Origin of the sequence: Rhizobium sp. AC27/96 (assembly GCF_001692325.1) — a bacterium.
GTDB lineage: Bacteria > Pseudomonadota > Alphaproteobacteria > Rhizobiales > Rhizobiaceae > Rhizobium.
In genome coordinates, this window is the sequence record NZ_LXKN01000019.1 from 37,690 (window position 1) to 52,851 (window position 15,162).

4 protein-coding genes are annotated in these 15,162 nt (G+C 56.7%); 2 read left to right on the top strand and 2 right to left on the bottom strand.

Going from position 1 to position 15,162, the window contains the following annotated elements; genetic code table 11:
- Positions 1-225: 225 nt before the first annotated feature.
- A complete protein-coding gene (locus tag A6U86_RS18555; RefSeq protein WP_141683738.1) occupies positions 226-6,684 on the bottom strand; it encodes a dsDNA nuclease domain-containing protein in 6,459 nt (2,152 codons plus the stop codon).
- A gap of 500 nt (positions 6,685-7,184) precedes the next feature.
- Here A6U86_RS18555 and A6U86_RS18560 point away from each other — a divergent pair, with 500 nt between their 5' ends.
- Together A6U86_RS18560 and A6U86_RS18565 are read left to right on the top strand one after the other, a co-directional pair.
- Positions 7,185-8,168 carry a hypothetical protein gene (locus A6U86_RS18560; protein WP_068394191.1) on the top strand — a complete coding sequence of 328 codons (984 nt, stop codon included), beginning with the start codon at positions 7,185-7,187 and terminating at the stop codon, positions 8,166-8,168.
- On the top strand, positions 8,158-10,443 hold the full coding sequence (locus tag A6U86_RS18565) for a hypothetical protein (protein ID WP_068394193.1): 2,286 nt from the start codon (positions 8,158-8,160) through the stop codon (positions 10,441-10,443). The genes A6U86_RS18560 and A6U86_RS18565 overlap by 11 nt, the downstream gene beginning before the upstream one ends.
- Before the next feature lie 358 nt (positions 10,444-10,801).
- Here the strand turns inward: A6U86_RS18565 and A6U86_RS35655 are convergent, their stop codons facing one another.
- Positions 10,802-15,157, bottom strand: coding sequence for an ATP-binding protein (locus tag A6U86_RS35655; RefSeq protein ID WP_068394195.1), 4,356 nt, complete (start codon positions 15,155-15,157; stop codon positions 10,802-10,804).
- Between the last annotated feature and the right edge of the window lie 5 nt (positions 15,158-15,162).

A 15,162-nucleotide genomic window follows, 5' to 3' on the forward strand; every position in this document is an offset into this window, starting at 1 on the left:
CGGAATTTACTTCGCCATAGAAAAAGAAAGGCAATAATTCATATGGTTAATGCTTTGAAAATCCGGAAAGTTCGAGTGGGTTCCGAAGTAAGTCGGGCAGATTTAGTGGCGGTACCGTTCCATTCGGCAAAAGCGATGGCGCAACCAAGCTGAAGCAGCCGCGGGTGACCTGACCGACCAGCGATATACCTCAGCCGCTGCTCTTGGGTTTTCTGAGGATCCTGCCTATTGCGAATTACCATGATCTCTCTGCCGAAACAGGTCACACCGCTTTGCGATCTCGGCGTCAAGTCCCTCGATTTCTTCTGGATCACAGGTTTTGCGTCTGGTGTCGAGGTCGGCGATCTCGTGGAGTATCCACCGTCCGAGTGTGTCGACACTTCTTTCAAGTCCTGCTTTGCGAACAAGCACGCGTCCAAGATCGCGTGGGGCACGCGTTACGCTTGTGAGCGATCCTCGCTTGTCCAACAGATAGAGCAACCATCGCGTATCATCATTTTCAGAATCGTGATTGTCGCTTCGGCGCGAAATCTCAACTGATAGGATGAGGCTTTTGTCGGCTTGATCGAGCAGAGCACCGAGGGCAGCGCGGCTCGACGTTGCGCGCCAACCAGAACCACTCGCGGAGCCTTCGCCTGCCCACTGGATAATTCTGACTATCTCGCCGTCACCAGGGATCTCCCAAGTCCCGCGTTGATAGTTAAAAGTCAGAAGCTCGGGCCTCGCCACGCCGACCGGCTTGATCGGTATGTTACCCACAGTTCCGCGGCGCTCGTCGAACTGATCTGCTTGCGGCTCCTCGTTCGATATTTCCAGCCAAGTTTTAAGCTCAAATCCGGGAGCGTGAATTTCGTGGTGATAACGGCCTTCCGGCAATGCAAAATCCATGTGGTTTCTTGTATTTACCAGTGCTTGCGCAAGCGAGCGCGCCGTCTTCGGGGTGACAAACGCTGAATGAATGTTAACATCCTGAACCGCATCCCCCCAACGAAGCCTGAAGTCAGCGGCGACCACGATATCGTTGCTCGTGGCGACTTCGCTGTCGAAGACGTCAGGCGGGAGATGGCGCCGCCATTGAGTGTTTTCAGTGATGCGGTCGCTCGATGCAAATAGCTGCTTGGGCGCGCCTTCGGGCGCCTGACCCCAAAACCTGGGCTCCAAAGGGGGTGGGTTTCGCAGATCACTGAGCCAGTAGGGCGCAACCGTCGGCAAATTCTCACTCAGCCATTCATTGAAAGCGCTAGCCTGGACATTTGCAGCAAGTGGTACCTCGCTGATCAACTCACCCATGACGCACATCATCGCATGCCATTCTAGATAATAGCTGAGGCGTTGAATGGTTGGGCGCGCACCGTGTCGTCGGGATGTTGACTCGTAATCCGCTCCCTGAAGCCGACGCAAGCGAGGCTCGTTGACCCAGTGCGTTGTGGTCTCACCATATCCCCACTTGTCATGAAGCCAGTGCTCAAGGCGATCAAGAAAGCGATCCATTGGCATGTCGAACAGGCGCGCGGCTGGTCCATACCAATAGGGGATCGCGTCAGTCGTGTCGAAACTGTATTTGCGCTTCTTTCTTCCCGCCTCCGACCCTTCATCGTTGCGCTGATCGATAGATCCTTTGGCACCTTGGCGGGACCAATGGCTACGGTTGAGCTGCTGAATAAAGGTTCGATCTTCCTCGGTGAATTGTCCGAGCCCCGCAGCATCGATCGCCAACAATGTCGAACGACCGAGCTCCCGCAAGACCACGTGGGGCTCGCGGCGTATGAGAGTGAGAATCGATGCGACATGCGGCTCGATAGCGCGAATATTGTCGACAGTTGCCCGCTGAAAAACCGTCATGAGTTGTTCAAGGGCCGCGTAGCGGTAGAAATGAGGGCCGGCAAACACCGACTCATGATTTGCGACCAAGCAGGTCGCGAGCTTTTCCCATGCGGGATCTTGCGCGCGCAGCAACGCAAGAGCGGCATGGGACGCGCGCCAAGCTATTCGCCGATCCATATCCCCCATTGCCGTAAATAGGATCCTCGCGACGCTTTCGGACACATCCTGCGGCGGTTCCAAACCTGCAAGGCGCACAAGCGGAGGGTGAGATGTTCGAGCCTCGATCCTGGATAACAGTGAATCAAGAAGGCCGACCCGATCCTGAGCGGGTGTCCGGGCTGCGATCAGTCCGGTGAGCGTGTATAGAAGCTCGGCGGAAATTCTTTCGCCCTGCCGCTCGATACCCTCAAGGAGGATGTCAGCCTGGGCAATAGGACCGAGACCGGTTGCCCCTAATGCGGCCTCAATGACCTCCGGATCGTCGTAATTCCAGCGGAACAAATGACTTAACGCACCAGCAATATACGATGGAAATTGCTCCCGCATCCACGTTGTCACCGGCGGATAGGCCGACCAGGATTTCAGGATATCCGGTATCGCCTTCCCCAGTTCTCCGTCACCATTTCCAAGCTCTTTTGCTATCGTGAGAAATGGCACGCGAAGCGCGATGCTACCCAATCGCTGTGCGGCTTGCAAAAGCCAATCCGCACGAAGTACCCTGTCGCTGGTTTGCAGTTCTAACGCCGTGCGTATCTCGCTCTCGGTCGTTAGAAGCGTGACCGCTTCTTCGCTCGATTCGTCCTCACCACCCTCGTCAAAAGCGTCCTGGCCGTTGCCTTTGCTTTCATCCCATGAACGAAGCACGTCCCTGTGCCCCTTCGCGGCCGTGAGCGACGCTCTTGCGTCAACCCCGGCGTGCTCCTCAAGTGTCTCGTAGGCGGTCAGGAATTCATCAATATCGCCGCTGCGCATATAATCCGATAAGGTCGGTCCCAAGAGCCACTCGGGCAGCGAGGTGTCTTCGCCGACCGCCTTTTCGAGATCAACCAGACCCTCGGAGGCGAGCGTCGTCAGCGCCACGCGTTGGGCAAGCGACAATCCGCCGCGAGCGGCCGTGATGATGCTGGGGAGGCTTCGGCTGAACGGAATGATGTCCCCATCATGCCATTGCGCTGCCATCACCAAAGCCATCGACAAATCGGCGGCTGCTGCCCAGCCGACCACCCCGTCCCAAGGAAAATCTCCCCCAACTGCGAGAGATTCAGCGACCGCACCGGCCGCATCGCCGAGACGTGCCGTGGCAGCGGCTCGTTCACTCGGATTAATATCAAGTCCTGCCTCTGCACTGATGCCGGCAGCAGCCAGTGCACTTCGGGCTTCGAAGTCTACATTGCCGGTCGCCTTCACTGCCTCGCCGAACAACCATTTTGCAAGCGCGGGATCGAGGGGCAATGCAATCTTTGCGCATCCATCGAACAGCTTGACGCGTTCGGATGCCGGCAGCGCATCCGCCTTGATTTCAGAGGCAAGACTAGTCAGCAATTCCAGCACAGCATCATGCGATTTTGGTAGCAACGCAAGCGCACTGGCCAGATTTTGGGCGCGCGGAATCTCATCCGCAGACCATGCGCGCAACGCTTTGCGCATGTTTGGAACCAGGCTGGCTACGTCGCCGCCCTCCATCGATGCATGAATGAGATGATTTCGCATCAGCAAGGTCGCCGCATCGGGATCTCGGCGCGACGAGTGATCGTAGCTGCGCGAGACGTCGAGCGCTTTAGCGAGTGCCTCCCAGGAAGAAACCGGATCAGCTGTAACCGAGGCAAGGGTCACACGCGCCGCTTCCACAAATCTTGAAAATGCGGATACGGTTTCGGATCGTGTTTCATTCCAATATTCTTCAGGCGACTTATCTCGAGATCGCGACGAACTGCGGTGAGTGCGAGGCGGCTCGTCTCGTCGGGGCGGTAGCCATTTTTCAACAGGAAGAACAGATCCAGCAATACGTTCGCGCAGCACATAGGCGCGCGCGTGGCGCGCCCCGGCTGAGCGGAGCCGGTATAAATGATGCGGTTCGCTCATCTCCGGCGGCGGTATCGCGCGGTCAAGAATTTGCGCCACAAGCGGCTTGAGGTCATCATGAATAATGGCGCGCTCGCAGACAAAGAGCAGCGCCTCATGCCAGGACAATGGTGCTGAATGGAGCAAGCCATTTTCGATTGGCTTTTTGCTCCACCGCGCGCTTGTCGCCTTTGCCAGACGAGCAAAAGCGCCACGAATCACCGGGTTATCGATCCCGGCTCCAGCAAACAAGGCTGCCGCCATCAAGGGCGCCAGTCCGACTGCGGGCCAGGGACGGGCATCAATGGCGTCGAGCAATGCCTTGAGGTTTCGGCCAGCGCCGCGCGCCGCGAGCACCTCAAACACAGGCTGCAACACCGATTTGGGCGTCCAATCGAACAGGCGACCGAAAGCGTCTTGCTCGCCAAACAGTGCCGAATGCGTCTGGTACTCTGCCGCTATGTCCCTCGCACTGACTTTAAAGTGATTGCGGCGGTCATCTTGCCGCAATTCGCCAAGATGAGCGTGCCACCATCGCAGGTGCATTTTGGCTGTCTCAGGATGGGTCGAAGCAGCAAGGCTAGCCAGTTCAATCCTCAAACGGGCGCGTTTCGAGCGGTTAGCTTGGCCGACCATGACAAGACGATTTGCTTCGTCTTCGGCAAAGCGCAGCGAAAGATTGAGACTTCCAACGGTTAGGCTTTCCAACAGCTTCGTGCGTCGAATAGCTTCTGCCGATGCGATCAGGAGCCGACATGCGTTGGTGATGTCGCCGGCGGTGCGGCAACAGCGGATCGCAAGCCCGAGCCGACGAGACCTGACGAACTCGGCTTCAAGCGATGTCAGAGCTTCAGACGGCGTCTCATCTCTCGTCACAAGTGCATAAAGTGTCTCAAGACGATTGGCAGCAACTAGCACTTCGGCGACACTGCTTGCGGCATAGCGATCCGTCAGTCGAGTTTCGAGTAGCAGATCAGCTGCAGCCGCCAGCAGCCCTTGACCATCGGCTTCGGGGCGCTCGACGACGAAGGCCTCGAAGTCCTCATCATGGAAGGACCAGCCCTCTTTGCGTTCAATGATACCGCCGACATCGTTTGCGATATCGTTGATATCGGCGGATGACAGCCCCGCAAGCTGAGCAAGGACAGCCGCGGGTACAGGCCTTGGGAGCCGCGATAGTGCATCGAGAACGCGCCAGACTTTAGCCGGGTCGCCCAAGTGTATTCCGGCTTCGCGAACCCGCTGCTCGAACAAGGGGTTGATGCCCTCGGCTTTCGGCATCAGGCGCTCGATCGCCTCTGCCGCGCCGGTGCTTGGCAGGCCTTTGACCGCATAGACGATGCGGCGTGGATTGCCGCCTGTGAGGTTCTCGAACGTTTCGGCAAGATGCGTAGGCCATTCTGGCTGCCATGAGGCGACGAGCTGCCGCACTTCATCGACATCGAAGCTTGGAACTAGGAAATCTTCGTAAAGATGCCTCTCGCCAACGTCGTCGCGACGAGCTGTCCGGCACGTCAGCACGATCCGAACATTGTCGGGCCAAGCGGATGCCTGGCCCAGTTCATCCAGGAAGCAAGGCTCACGCCAGTGGCGCGCTCCTGTTCGTGCATTGTCGACTGCGTCGAAGCACAGCACGAGACGCGCGTCGGCGTTGCGCAGTTTGAGAAGACCTGCCGCCACGTTGACGCGATTGCGGAATGCTTCCAGTACGCCAATGCTGCCCTGGCGCCGTATCACCAGTGGTGTTCTGAGGCGCATCGCAAGCTCGTTTCCAAGTTGCGTAAATGCTTGCTCGGCGAGATGCCGTTTTTGATCGGACGCCAGGAACAGGCCACCACCATAGCAATCGTAGACGAATGTCTCTGATCCCTCCGGCAGCACCGAAGACAGATCCCAAATAAGGCTTGTTTTCCCACAGCCTCCGCCGGCATGGACCCGCAGTGGTTTCGATTGCTGGGGCGTAAGCGCCTCTCCAAGGCGGTCAAGGATTGTACGATGCACATAAGGCTGCGTAGGTTCGATCTGCGATGGTGCGGGGAAAATCATCCCCTTGCTGCCGGCGCCCAGCCAGACCGACAGTACCTCCCTGGTGACCGCCGGGTCGTTGCGACTTTCCGGCAGCATGAGAGTGGCGACACGTCTTTGCAGGAGATTGGCGTCGTCGCGAGCATCGGCGTCTGCCATGCCCGCAAGGCGCTGAATGACCTCGCTTTCCATCACCAGTCGTGAGGCGGATCCAAAACTCTTCAAATCCCACGCCGTGAGGAAGATCATCACTTGCGCAGCGGTCAGGCCGAGCCCATTGGTGAGCTTGCGGATCAGCGCTTTATCATCGGTTGTGGGCTTGCCTTCGTTTTTGATGAGCTGTGCAACGTCATCTGCCACCGTCGTCGACAGCGGCTGGTTGGTGATGATGGCAAAATCGCCCTTGAAATCGACCGACTTCATCAGCCCGGCAAGCTTTCCGAGCACGCTGCTCAGTGGCTTGGTCTGAGCGCGGCGAGCTAAAAGGCGCGACCAGTTCCAACCATCATCGGGATTGGAAGCAGAATATTTGAGTTGGAGGTAACGATAGGCGGTTCCCGATGCCGTGTCGCGTATCAAGGTAACGTCGGCGGCCTGACCATGCTCGCCGAGTGCCGCATGAATTTCGTCCCTCGGCGGTCCCTCGACCTTAACAGCCTTAACATCGCTGCCCGCATCCAACATTCGCAGCATTTCACGTGACGCCCAAAGCGTGTGGAAGTCGTCGCCAGCGTTTGAAGCAACTGCACCCAGGAAATCAACGTCTTCGCTCAAAATCGCCCCTTGCAAGCTCAACTGTCATGCGCAACCGTTCTACCATGGCGAGCGACTTGGTTCGCCGTCAAGACATAGTCTGAAGCGGATGCAGTTCCGCTAACAGAAGACATCGATATCGCCCTGAGATCGATAGAGTGCCCATCGGGCCGACCGGGCACAACTCCGCCGACGGGAAATCTGGTTGCTGGACTCCTTTGCGCCCCTTAGTAGAAGGGGATTGGAAGGGAAATTTCGATAACGGATAACCGCGTCGGCATCTGAACCGCCAAAACGTGACGATAAATTCTACCACTATCCACAAGTTTTGAGCTAAGTTCGGCATCCTAAAAAACACCTACACGTTGTCTGCTATTTCATTTTCAGGATTTGTCGTGATCGATTGGAAACGCGGGGGAAAAACCGGGAGCATCAATAGATGGGCAAGACGAGAGGTCAGGGATTGGTACCGTCACAATCCTGCAGCTCGTCATGCCCGTTACGGTTGGGTGCACGGTCTCATGCGAGCATTCTTCTCGATTGCCGGGTTCGGACGTTTCTTGTGCCTCTACGCGATAGTGGATTGCATTGCTATTGCGGCCCAGACATTCGCCGCTTTCCTGCCATGTAAATGGTTGTCGTCGCTTCCAGCATCTTCTGATGGAGATGCGACGCTGCTCAACGTTGCCAGCTACCTTATTACGGCGCAGGTCGGGGCATTAGGGCTCGTTTCGCTGGGCCTGGCCCTGGTAACGCTCATTGCACAGCGTGAGGATGCGAGCACGGATGTCAGCGTCTACTACCATCAGTCGCTCGCTTTCGAGGTGGTAGCGAGCTGCATCGCTCTTCTGGCAGTTCTTTGCGTCCAACTTCTCTGGCCTGCCCAGTTATTGCTAGGTGTGGCGGGCATTGGAGCTGCACCACAAATCTTCAAATGGATCCTTCTCTACGTTCACCTTGCGTGGCTTCTCATGAATCTCGGAGGCCTAGCGCATTTCATCGCCACGACGTTCGGATTCGTGCATCGTTCCGAACGGCAGCGGCTGAGGGAACGCTATACCGCAAACGTCTCTCAGCCAGCGATATTGACGCTGAGGCTCAGGCAGCAAATCTATTCCGGAGCATCCGTCGAGATTCTCAAGACGGACGGTCATTCGGACAGGAATCCGACGGCCTTCTTTGGAACGGACATGGGCGCCCCTTTCGAGGTAGAGATGATGTCCAATTTCAAGTCGGGCATGGCACTTTACGACGTCCGAATGTCATGCGTTACGTGGGTGCTCCGCCGCTGGTCCGCTCGATGCCTAAAGGAGATGGTGCGGAAAACGGGTGCGGCCGCTCCCAACACCCCAGGACCTGTCATCTGGTTTACTCCGGTATTAGATCGACCAATTCTTGGAAGGATAGAATGGTGCCGACGCCAAGGAGGCGCCCATCTCTTCTGGTTCGAAAGAACCGTGCTCTGGTATGCATTTCGTTTCAGGAGAGTGCCCGATGAAGCGTGATCTTCCCACTCCGGAACAGATTCTTGAGGAACTGGCGGGCAAGGTCGCGGTGCATATAGAGCATTCGGCGCCCGTGGCGTTCGACAACGCGCTGGACGAACTGCTTCGGTACCATGAATTCCTGCTGTCGTTAAACGCCACGCCACATATCGTCGGAGAGTCCTTCAATTTCGCGCAGGTGCGTGGTCAGGAATTTCTGCCACCGCATGTTCGTTGGATCAGGACATACAGGCGGTTGTTCGAGCGCGCCGCTGAGCGCATTCCGACGGAAAGTCATTTTCTCCGGGTTCTATCCCGTGTCCCGCTGCGGTTGCTCGAATCCCCTGCCACGGCGGAACTTCCACAGGATGTCGTCGAATGGATCATCCGGTCCGGGCCAGTAATGATGCACCAAATCGAGGCGTGGGTAACCAGGCGGACGACGGTGGAAGTGCCAAAGGGCGGTTCGGCCGTACCAAGGCTGACTCTCGCCGGGGCCGATGAAAAATCCTATGCCAACGTCCTGCCAGAAATCATCGGCAGCTGGGAACGGCTCCTGCAGCTGGCCCCGTACGCATATCACTGGAGAGACTCCTTGGTCCATGGGCAGGACAAGGGCTGGGCAGCCTTCGCCGCCAGCTGGCCTTTCCTTTGGCAACATCTATCGAGCACTGCATATTGTCTCGCCGTAGCTGTGTGGAACGAGGATGAAGCAGGCGCGAAGTATTTTCGTGAAGCACTCGTTCGATGGCCAGACACGCTCGGTCACCGACAACAGGACCACTTGTTGCGATGGGATAACCTAGTCTTTCCGCACATCGTAACACTCGATTTTCCCGGTGCCGTGAATGCGGTCGCCAATCTTAGATTTGAAAATGCACCTCCTCCAACGGCGGAAGCTCTTTTCGACGCCCTGATCCGTGCCGCCCATCAAGACGTTGTTCTATTGACGTCAGCCCTCCTGCTTTTTTGGACGATGGAAGGCAAGCAGGCATCCGACATAGGCGGAAAAACAGCCCGGGCGCTACTTCTCCGCGAAGGACACGATCAGTTGGGACCTGCGGAGAACCAGCTGAACTTCCGCAACGTCTTGCTTGAGCTTTTTCGGCTATGGATGCCGGGACAAGATCAATCCGATCGATCGTACGATTCGGCATTGGACCGCTTGGTAGAATCGCTGGACGACATGACTGAACGAAGGGTCGTGCCGGGTCGAGTCTACACTCCATCAACCTTGAACGGCTGCGATGACCTTATGCTGGCCTTCGCAGCGTTGCTGACGGCCGCTCTTCCCGATGCCGATGAGAATGTCGAAGCGGCTGTGAGGGAGCTGGCAGCGAGGGATGAGAGGCTGCCAGGTGGCGACGCTTCGTTGCGCGGAATACTCCAGACGCTCGATCTGTTGGACAACGCCCTGGAGCAATCCGCCGATGAGATCATCCGTGTTCAAACGACGCTGACAGGCGGCGCGGGTTTGGCCGATTCAAAGGATCGCCTTGCGTCCGTCATTGAACTGACGAGACAAGTCATCGGCGAAGAACGGCAGAAGCACTTGCACGAGCGGCCCGCAGATCCACAACGGATCGAACGTATCCGGGCTTCGATCGAAACGGCACTCTTGGCCAAATCTGCTCAACTCTGGTTCTTCCGGAACGTCGACATTCGGGATACGCGAAACGAGAGGGGTGAACTGATTGAGGTGCGGCTGGCAGTCAGCAAAAAGCAGATTGTCGCCCCTCCAATGGAAACGCCCTGGCTCGGCCTTGAAGGATGGGCTGCGTCCGAGTGCAAAGGCCGTGTAGCGTATCACGCTTGGCGGAGTTTCCTGCGCCGCCCCCGTAAGGGGGTCGATGTGTCGGGCTCCGTGGCAGATGAAGCTTTCTGGCGGGCAATTTCGCCTCTTGTCGAGCAACTGCAAAGTAGTCCGGCACTTGTCGTTGCCGAAGCCGACGCAGATCTGCTTCTACGGCTCGTCCATCGAAACAGTTCGAACTTGCGGATAGAGCAAATGCAAGGTTTCGAACTTCCGGGCTCCTACATCGCCCATGTCGAAAGGATCGCGGTCTATAGCGGTGGCCCAAAGGATCTAGGACCGCTGCTTTTCTCATCCAGTGCGCTTCGGCAGATCGATCATGGTCGCATCGGCGAGCTACACGCCACCGTGGATTTCGATACGGTAGAGGGATCTGAGGGTAGGCTTCGAGTTCGCTTTCGCCAGATGGAACATTGGTCTGCGGCACCGATCTTTGAACTTCATGCTACGGGCCACCGGAAGGTCAGCGACGAAGCTCTCTGACACCTTTGTCGCGGATGCCGACGGAACCGCCGGTAGAGCATTTGAGATTAGACAGAAACGGGCGGTTTACAACCCAGCCACCAGGGTAAATATGGAATCGCAAAAATTTGCAATTCCACATTTTTTAGCCATGCCCGCAGACGGTGATTCGGCCTTAGCCACAGTCGACACTCCTCAATTCGACAAGCGGCGTGCGGATTATAGTGAGAAACCGTTGCAGCGAGCGGTATAAGCACCTGCTGGCGAGACGATATCCTTCTCTGACACCAGGCCTCCATCGGCATGATTCTCTCGATCAACTTCGGGGTCTGTCCGAGCCGGCCGGTCCTTTTTTTCCGCAGACCGAGCCATCAGATGTCTATATATTTTGGGGCTTGCGGAAAGCCTTGCTCGCCGTTGCAGTGGTACGCTCAGTCGCCAGCCGAGGACGAAGATCGAGACCCTTCGCCATAAGCCTTACGGACCCACCCGTTTCGGCTTCAAGCTTCCGTGCTTCGACGTTTAGAAACTCGATAAGCTCGTTCAACCCCATCTTCTGTTGGGTCTCTGGATGCAGCCATGCTCTGTCGGTGGCCGCGCTAACTACAAGGCAGCCTGAACGGGAGTGCTCTGGCGCCAAATACTTGGTAAGTAGTTGATCCTTCATTGCACTTCGCAATTCGGCGGCTGAACGTGGCTTCTCGCCGATCTTGAGTTCGATCGTCCCTTGCTCCGACGACGAAGTGGATCGCAGTCTGATATCCGTCTCTTTTTCGTCGGCTGTCGCTGCCTCTTGATCGACCGTGTAGAGGTGGTTGCTTCGGCTGTTCAGCTCATGGGCAAGCGCGCGACGCAAAACGCGTTCGTCTTCAATTGCTGCCCAATTTTCCCTGGGCGACGTATCCTGAAGCAAGAGATCGTCGATATCTTCAAGGCGGTCACGCAGGAGTTGAAACATTGTGTCACGGGTGTTGGGTGGCGCCTCGCCGTAGGTATCGAGCACTTTGAAATCAGCCTCTGACACGGTTACCGCGTCCGCCTCTTCCGCTGCTTTTTCTTCCGCTAGAATCCGTCCTCGATCCGCGAAGTGGACAAAAAGAGGGTCGTCGATTAGCGACATTTTTGCTGCCCAGCCGTCCGCTCCACCCAGATCGAGGATCGCGCCTAACAGAACATTTCGCGCACTCTGGGCGTTGTCGCGAGTGTCAGGCGTGAACGTGCCCGCATGATGCGTGTCGTCTTGGGGCCGAACTTGGATGTAGGCCAGTCGGGTAAGTCGGAGTAGCACGCTCGGAGTGAATTCTGCTCCCTTCACGTAAACGGTGTTGCTGACATGATCGCGGCCAAACAACCGTGCGAACCATGCAACGGCTTCTGTTTCTTTGCCCGGTGTAATCCCCGCAAGGCCGGCCTCAAGAACTTCAGTTCCACGGACTGGATTAAGCCTAAATAGAAGCGGAAGCCAAATCCTCGCTCCTTTAACTTCGAGGCCGCTTTGAAGAAATTGGGCCACCGCTTGCTCAATAAACGAACGATCATGCTCGCTGCCAAATTTCATAAGGATGTCGATAGCCTGATTGACGAGAAGATCAGAGGCGACGACGTTGGCATTGGGCTTCAGGATCGCTTCCACCCATCCGCGAATCAGCGGCAAGAAAAGGGCCGCAACTTTCGGCGATGCGTGCTGGATATCTTGTAATGCTCTTGAATGGTTTTCGGTCGCGTTCTCATCGAGGGAGAGCCTGAGTTCTCCGCCGAGCACCATTTCAACTGCATTGGGGTGAGGGGCGGCGAGGGTCTCGAGCCAGAAGGGGAAGCCGTTCAGTTGTATTGGGGCGTAGCGGCAGGCCAACTCGGCCTCGTCGGGAGTAAGCGTTTTCGCCCAATCCGCATCTTCCGCTTCTGCTTCAATGGCTGCCAAGCCAAACTGCCAACGTGTAAGAAATGTGTCCTTTTCTCCTTCAGGGCGTTCACTACGGAGCGTTGGGCGGTCATTTCTCCAGACCTTAAGCATGGTCGCTCGAAGTCTATCTGCGACCGCCTTGCCGAACTGGCTCTCTATATATTCCCTGTTCCATCCAGCCGAGCGGCTCTCGGACCCTGTACGCTCCATCACGCGCCATAGATTCCAGGCCGTTCCTGGCGCTCTTTCGTCTTGAAATAGCTCGTCGGGGTTGCCAGCTATCTTATTCCAGAACTCCACCCAGCTTGCATGCGCTTTAGCGGCTTTGCGCTTCTCTGCCTTTTGGCGCTTTGCATATTGCCGTTCGTGTCGTTGCATTTCTTCGTTATGAGGGCTCGGCTTCATCCGTTCTTCGACGGTCTCCGTCAGTTCCGGCGAATCCGCGACGAGAACTAGGAGGTCACGAAGTGTCGTTGGGCTCGCGCGTGTGCGGTACATAAGACCTGTCATTAGGGACCAAAGCATCATTTGGCGGTGAAATAGCGGCTCATTGGGATCCGCCAACCGCCGCAGAACCCACACTTCGTCCTTTTCGGCAGAAAGCGGCAGGCCACCTTCTTCAATGATGGTATACAGCCGTGACCACGGGTCGTCGGGCTGCGACATAGAGGACAAAAATGCGTGTTCGGCCCAAAAAGCCAACTCCCGCGCGGCGGAGGGCAAATCGCCAATGGCTGCCTCTAACGCCTTCACCCTCTCATTATCCCGGTGGTGCTTGTCGTTGAGCCGTAGGGCTAGCAAAGTCGACGATACCCAAGGGGCCGTTCGAACACCGAGATCACATTGGCGGCGACAAACCGCCAGAAGCGCGTCGAGCAAATCATGACGGTTGGTTTTAAGGTGGGGGTGATCGTTTGGCTGCCAACATGTTCCCGCTCGAACGATTGTGGTGAGCAAGTCCCTGAGAGTATCAAGGTCGACGTCGTCGGTTGCCACCTCCTCGATCATCCGAGGTAAATGGTATGTAAGACTGTCGATCGCGCTTTTCCCCTCACGAATCCGAGCGAGAATTTTGGCCAATGTTGGAAGCGGCAAATGCTTGGGGAAGAGATGCAAAAATGCTCTTCGAGTGACATCCTCGTTCCACTCGGTTGGCAACGTCGCGAGCGCATCTGCAATCTCCGAGACACGACGATCTCGAAGCGAAACCAGAACGCTGACAGCCGTACTTCTTAACGTGGGAGGCATCTTTTGATCGAGCGCTACTTCGTAAGCAATATCTCCGCAGGCGGGAATTGGCCCTGCGGCGATTAGGTCGAGGATCAAATCCCTGATCTCGTGGTTGGCGATACCTGCTTTCCAACGCCTTTGAATAGTCTCTGCCAATTCCGGGCATGCGAAGCGGCGAACTTGCACATGGGGGATGCTAAGTCCCCGCCATTCGCCATCCTTATAGCGCGTTATGAAGGCTTCGAGCGCGAGAATGCGCTGTTCCGGCCGTAGTGATTGAGGATCGCCGAAATCCAACACAACCGATGGATCGCGGCTAACAATTTCCTCGAAAACTGTGTCGCGGGTCAGGGCCAGCCAAGCTGCGACCGGCCGCATCGAGGGCCGTACGATTGGCATTCCCTGCGCAGTTTCCGTGAAGAGAAGGCGCTTGATGGACTTAATCGGCACGCCTCTCGCCAAAAGCGTCTCGAGCCGAACGGCAGCCAAATACTCCACAACGGACCGATGGTGAAATCGAACCCGGCCATAGCTCGCGAACCCGAAAAGCGGGCGTTCAAGTAGTGCCTTCTGTTCGTCGGGATTGGCATCTGACAACAGGCGCGACACATCCAATGCGGACTCGCTTGCTTCTACGTCGTCAGTGCTGGCATCATAGCGGAGAGTGAGCTTTCGCATAAGGATGGCCCCCAATGCTAATCGGCTGGCGTATGATCGCGCCGTTTCGGTCGATAGCGTCGTGCGTTCTTCGCGGTCGGCGTTTGGCTTCAGCTTCGCCACGACGTTGGACTCGACCTGGTCACGATGACTCCTTATCCGTTGCTGATCGCGCCAGTCCGCGCAAAGCTCCACCAGATCTTGCGGACGCTCGGCAAATTCTTCGGCGTCACGTTTTACAATATCGCGAAGCAATTCGTCAGGATTGGCGACCTTTTGAGAAACTGCCAGCGCGCGCATCTGGCTCGTCGAGAGCGGTAACAGACCGACATTTGCCCAGCCACTCTCACGATCATCCTTGTCAAGGTTACGGGCTCGGCTGCCGTGCATCGCGATGTCGGCGAAGGCGTCAGCGGACGCAACCACAGTGTCGGGTTTTGGAATGGGGAACTGCTCTATCATCAGTTGGCGATCGATCGGCACCGGCCGACTGGTGACAATTATGCGGACTCTTCCCAACTGGCGGTCGACTAACTTCCGGAGCTTCTTGAGGGCAGTGTCGAACTTTCCCCTGGTTAGTTTGAGCTCGTCGATCGAATCCAGGAAGAACGTAGCCATATCGGATTGCGACCGCTGCCAAGCGCCCAGCCGGTCCAGTTCTTCAAGCGAAAGCATGTCGCCGATTGGATCGGTGGCAAGAGTGGAGAGGTCGAGGAAAAACGCCGCCTCGCCATTTTTCCAAAGTCGTCTCTGCTGGACTTGGCATTCATACGTCTTGCCCGAGCCGGATTCCGAGACGATAAGCACACGCTGGAATTGGAATAGCTTATCCCAATCGAGCTCTTTTCGCCAGTACCTGCGCCGCGCCACTGAAGTCGCGGTTTTGAGATCGGCCACTTCCTCGTTGGTGAGCCGATAAAAGGTCCGGTGGACACCGTCACTCATTGTTG

Coding starts and splice junctions, on each gene's coding strand:
- A6U86_RS18560 (WP_068394191.1), top strand. CDS start 7,185: ATGCGAGCATTCTTCTCGATTGCCGGGTTCGGACGTTTCTTGTGCCTC.
- A6U86_RS18565 (WP_068394193.1), top strand. CDS start 8,158: ATGAAGCGTGATCTTCCCACTCCGGAACAGATTCTTGAGGAACTGGCG.
- A6U86_RS35655 (WP_068394195.1), bottom strand. CDS start 15,157: ATGAGTGACGGTGTCCACCGGACCTTTTATCGGCTCACCAACGAGGAA.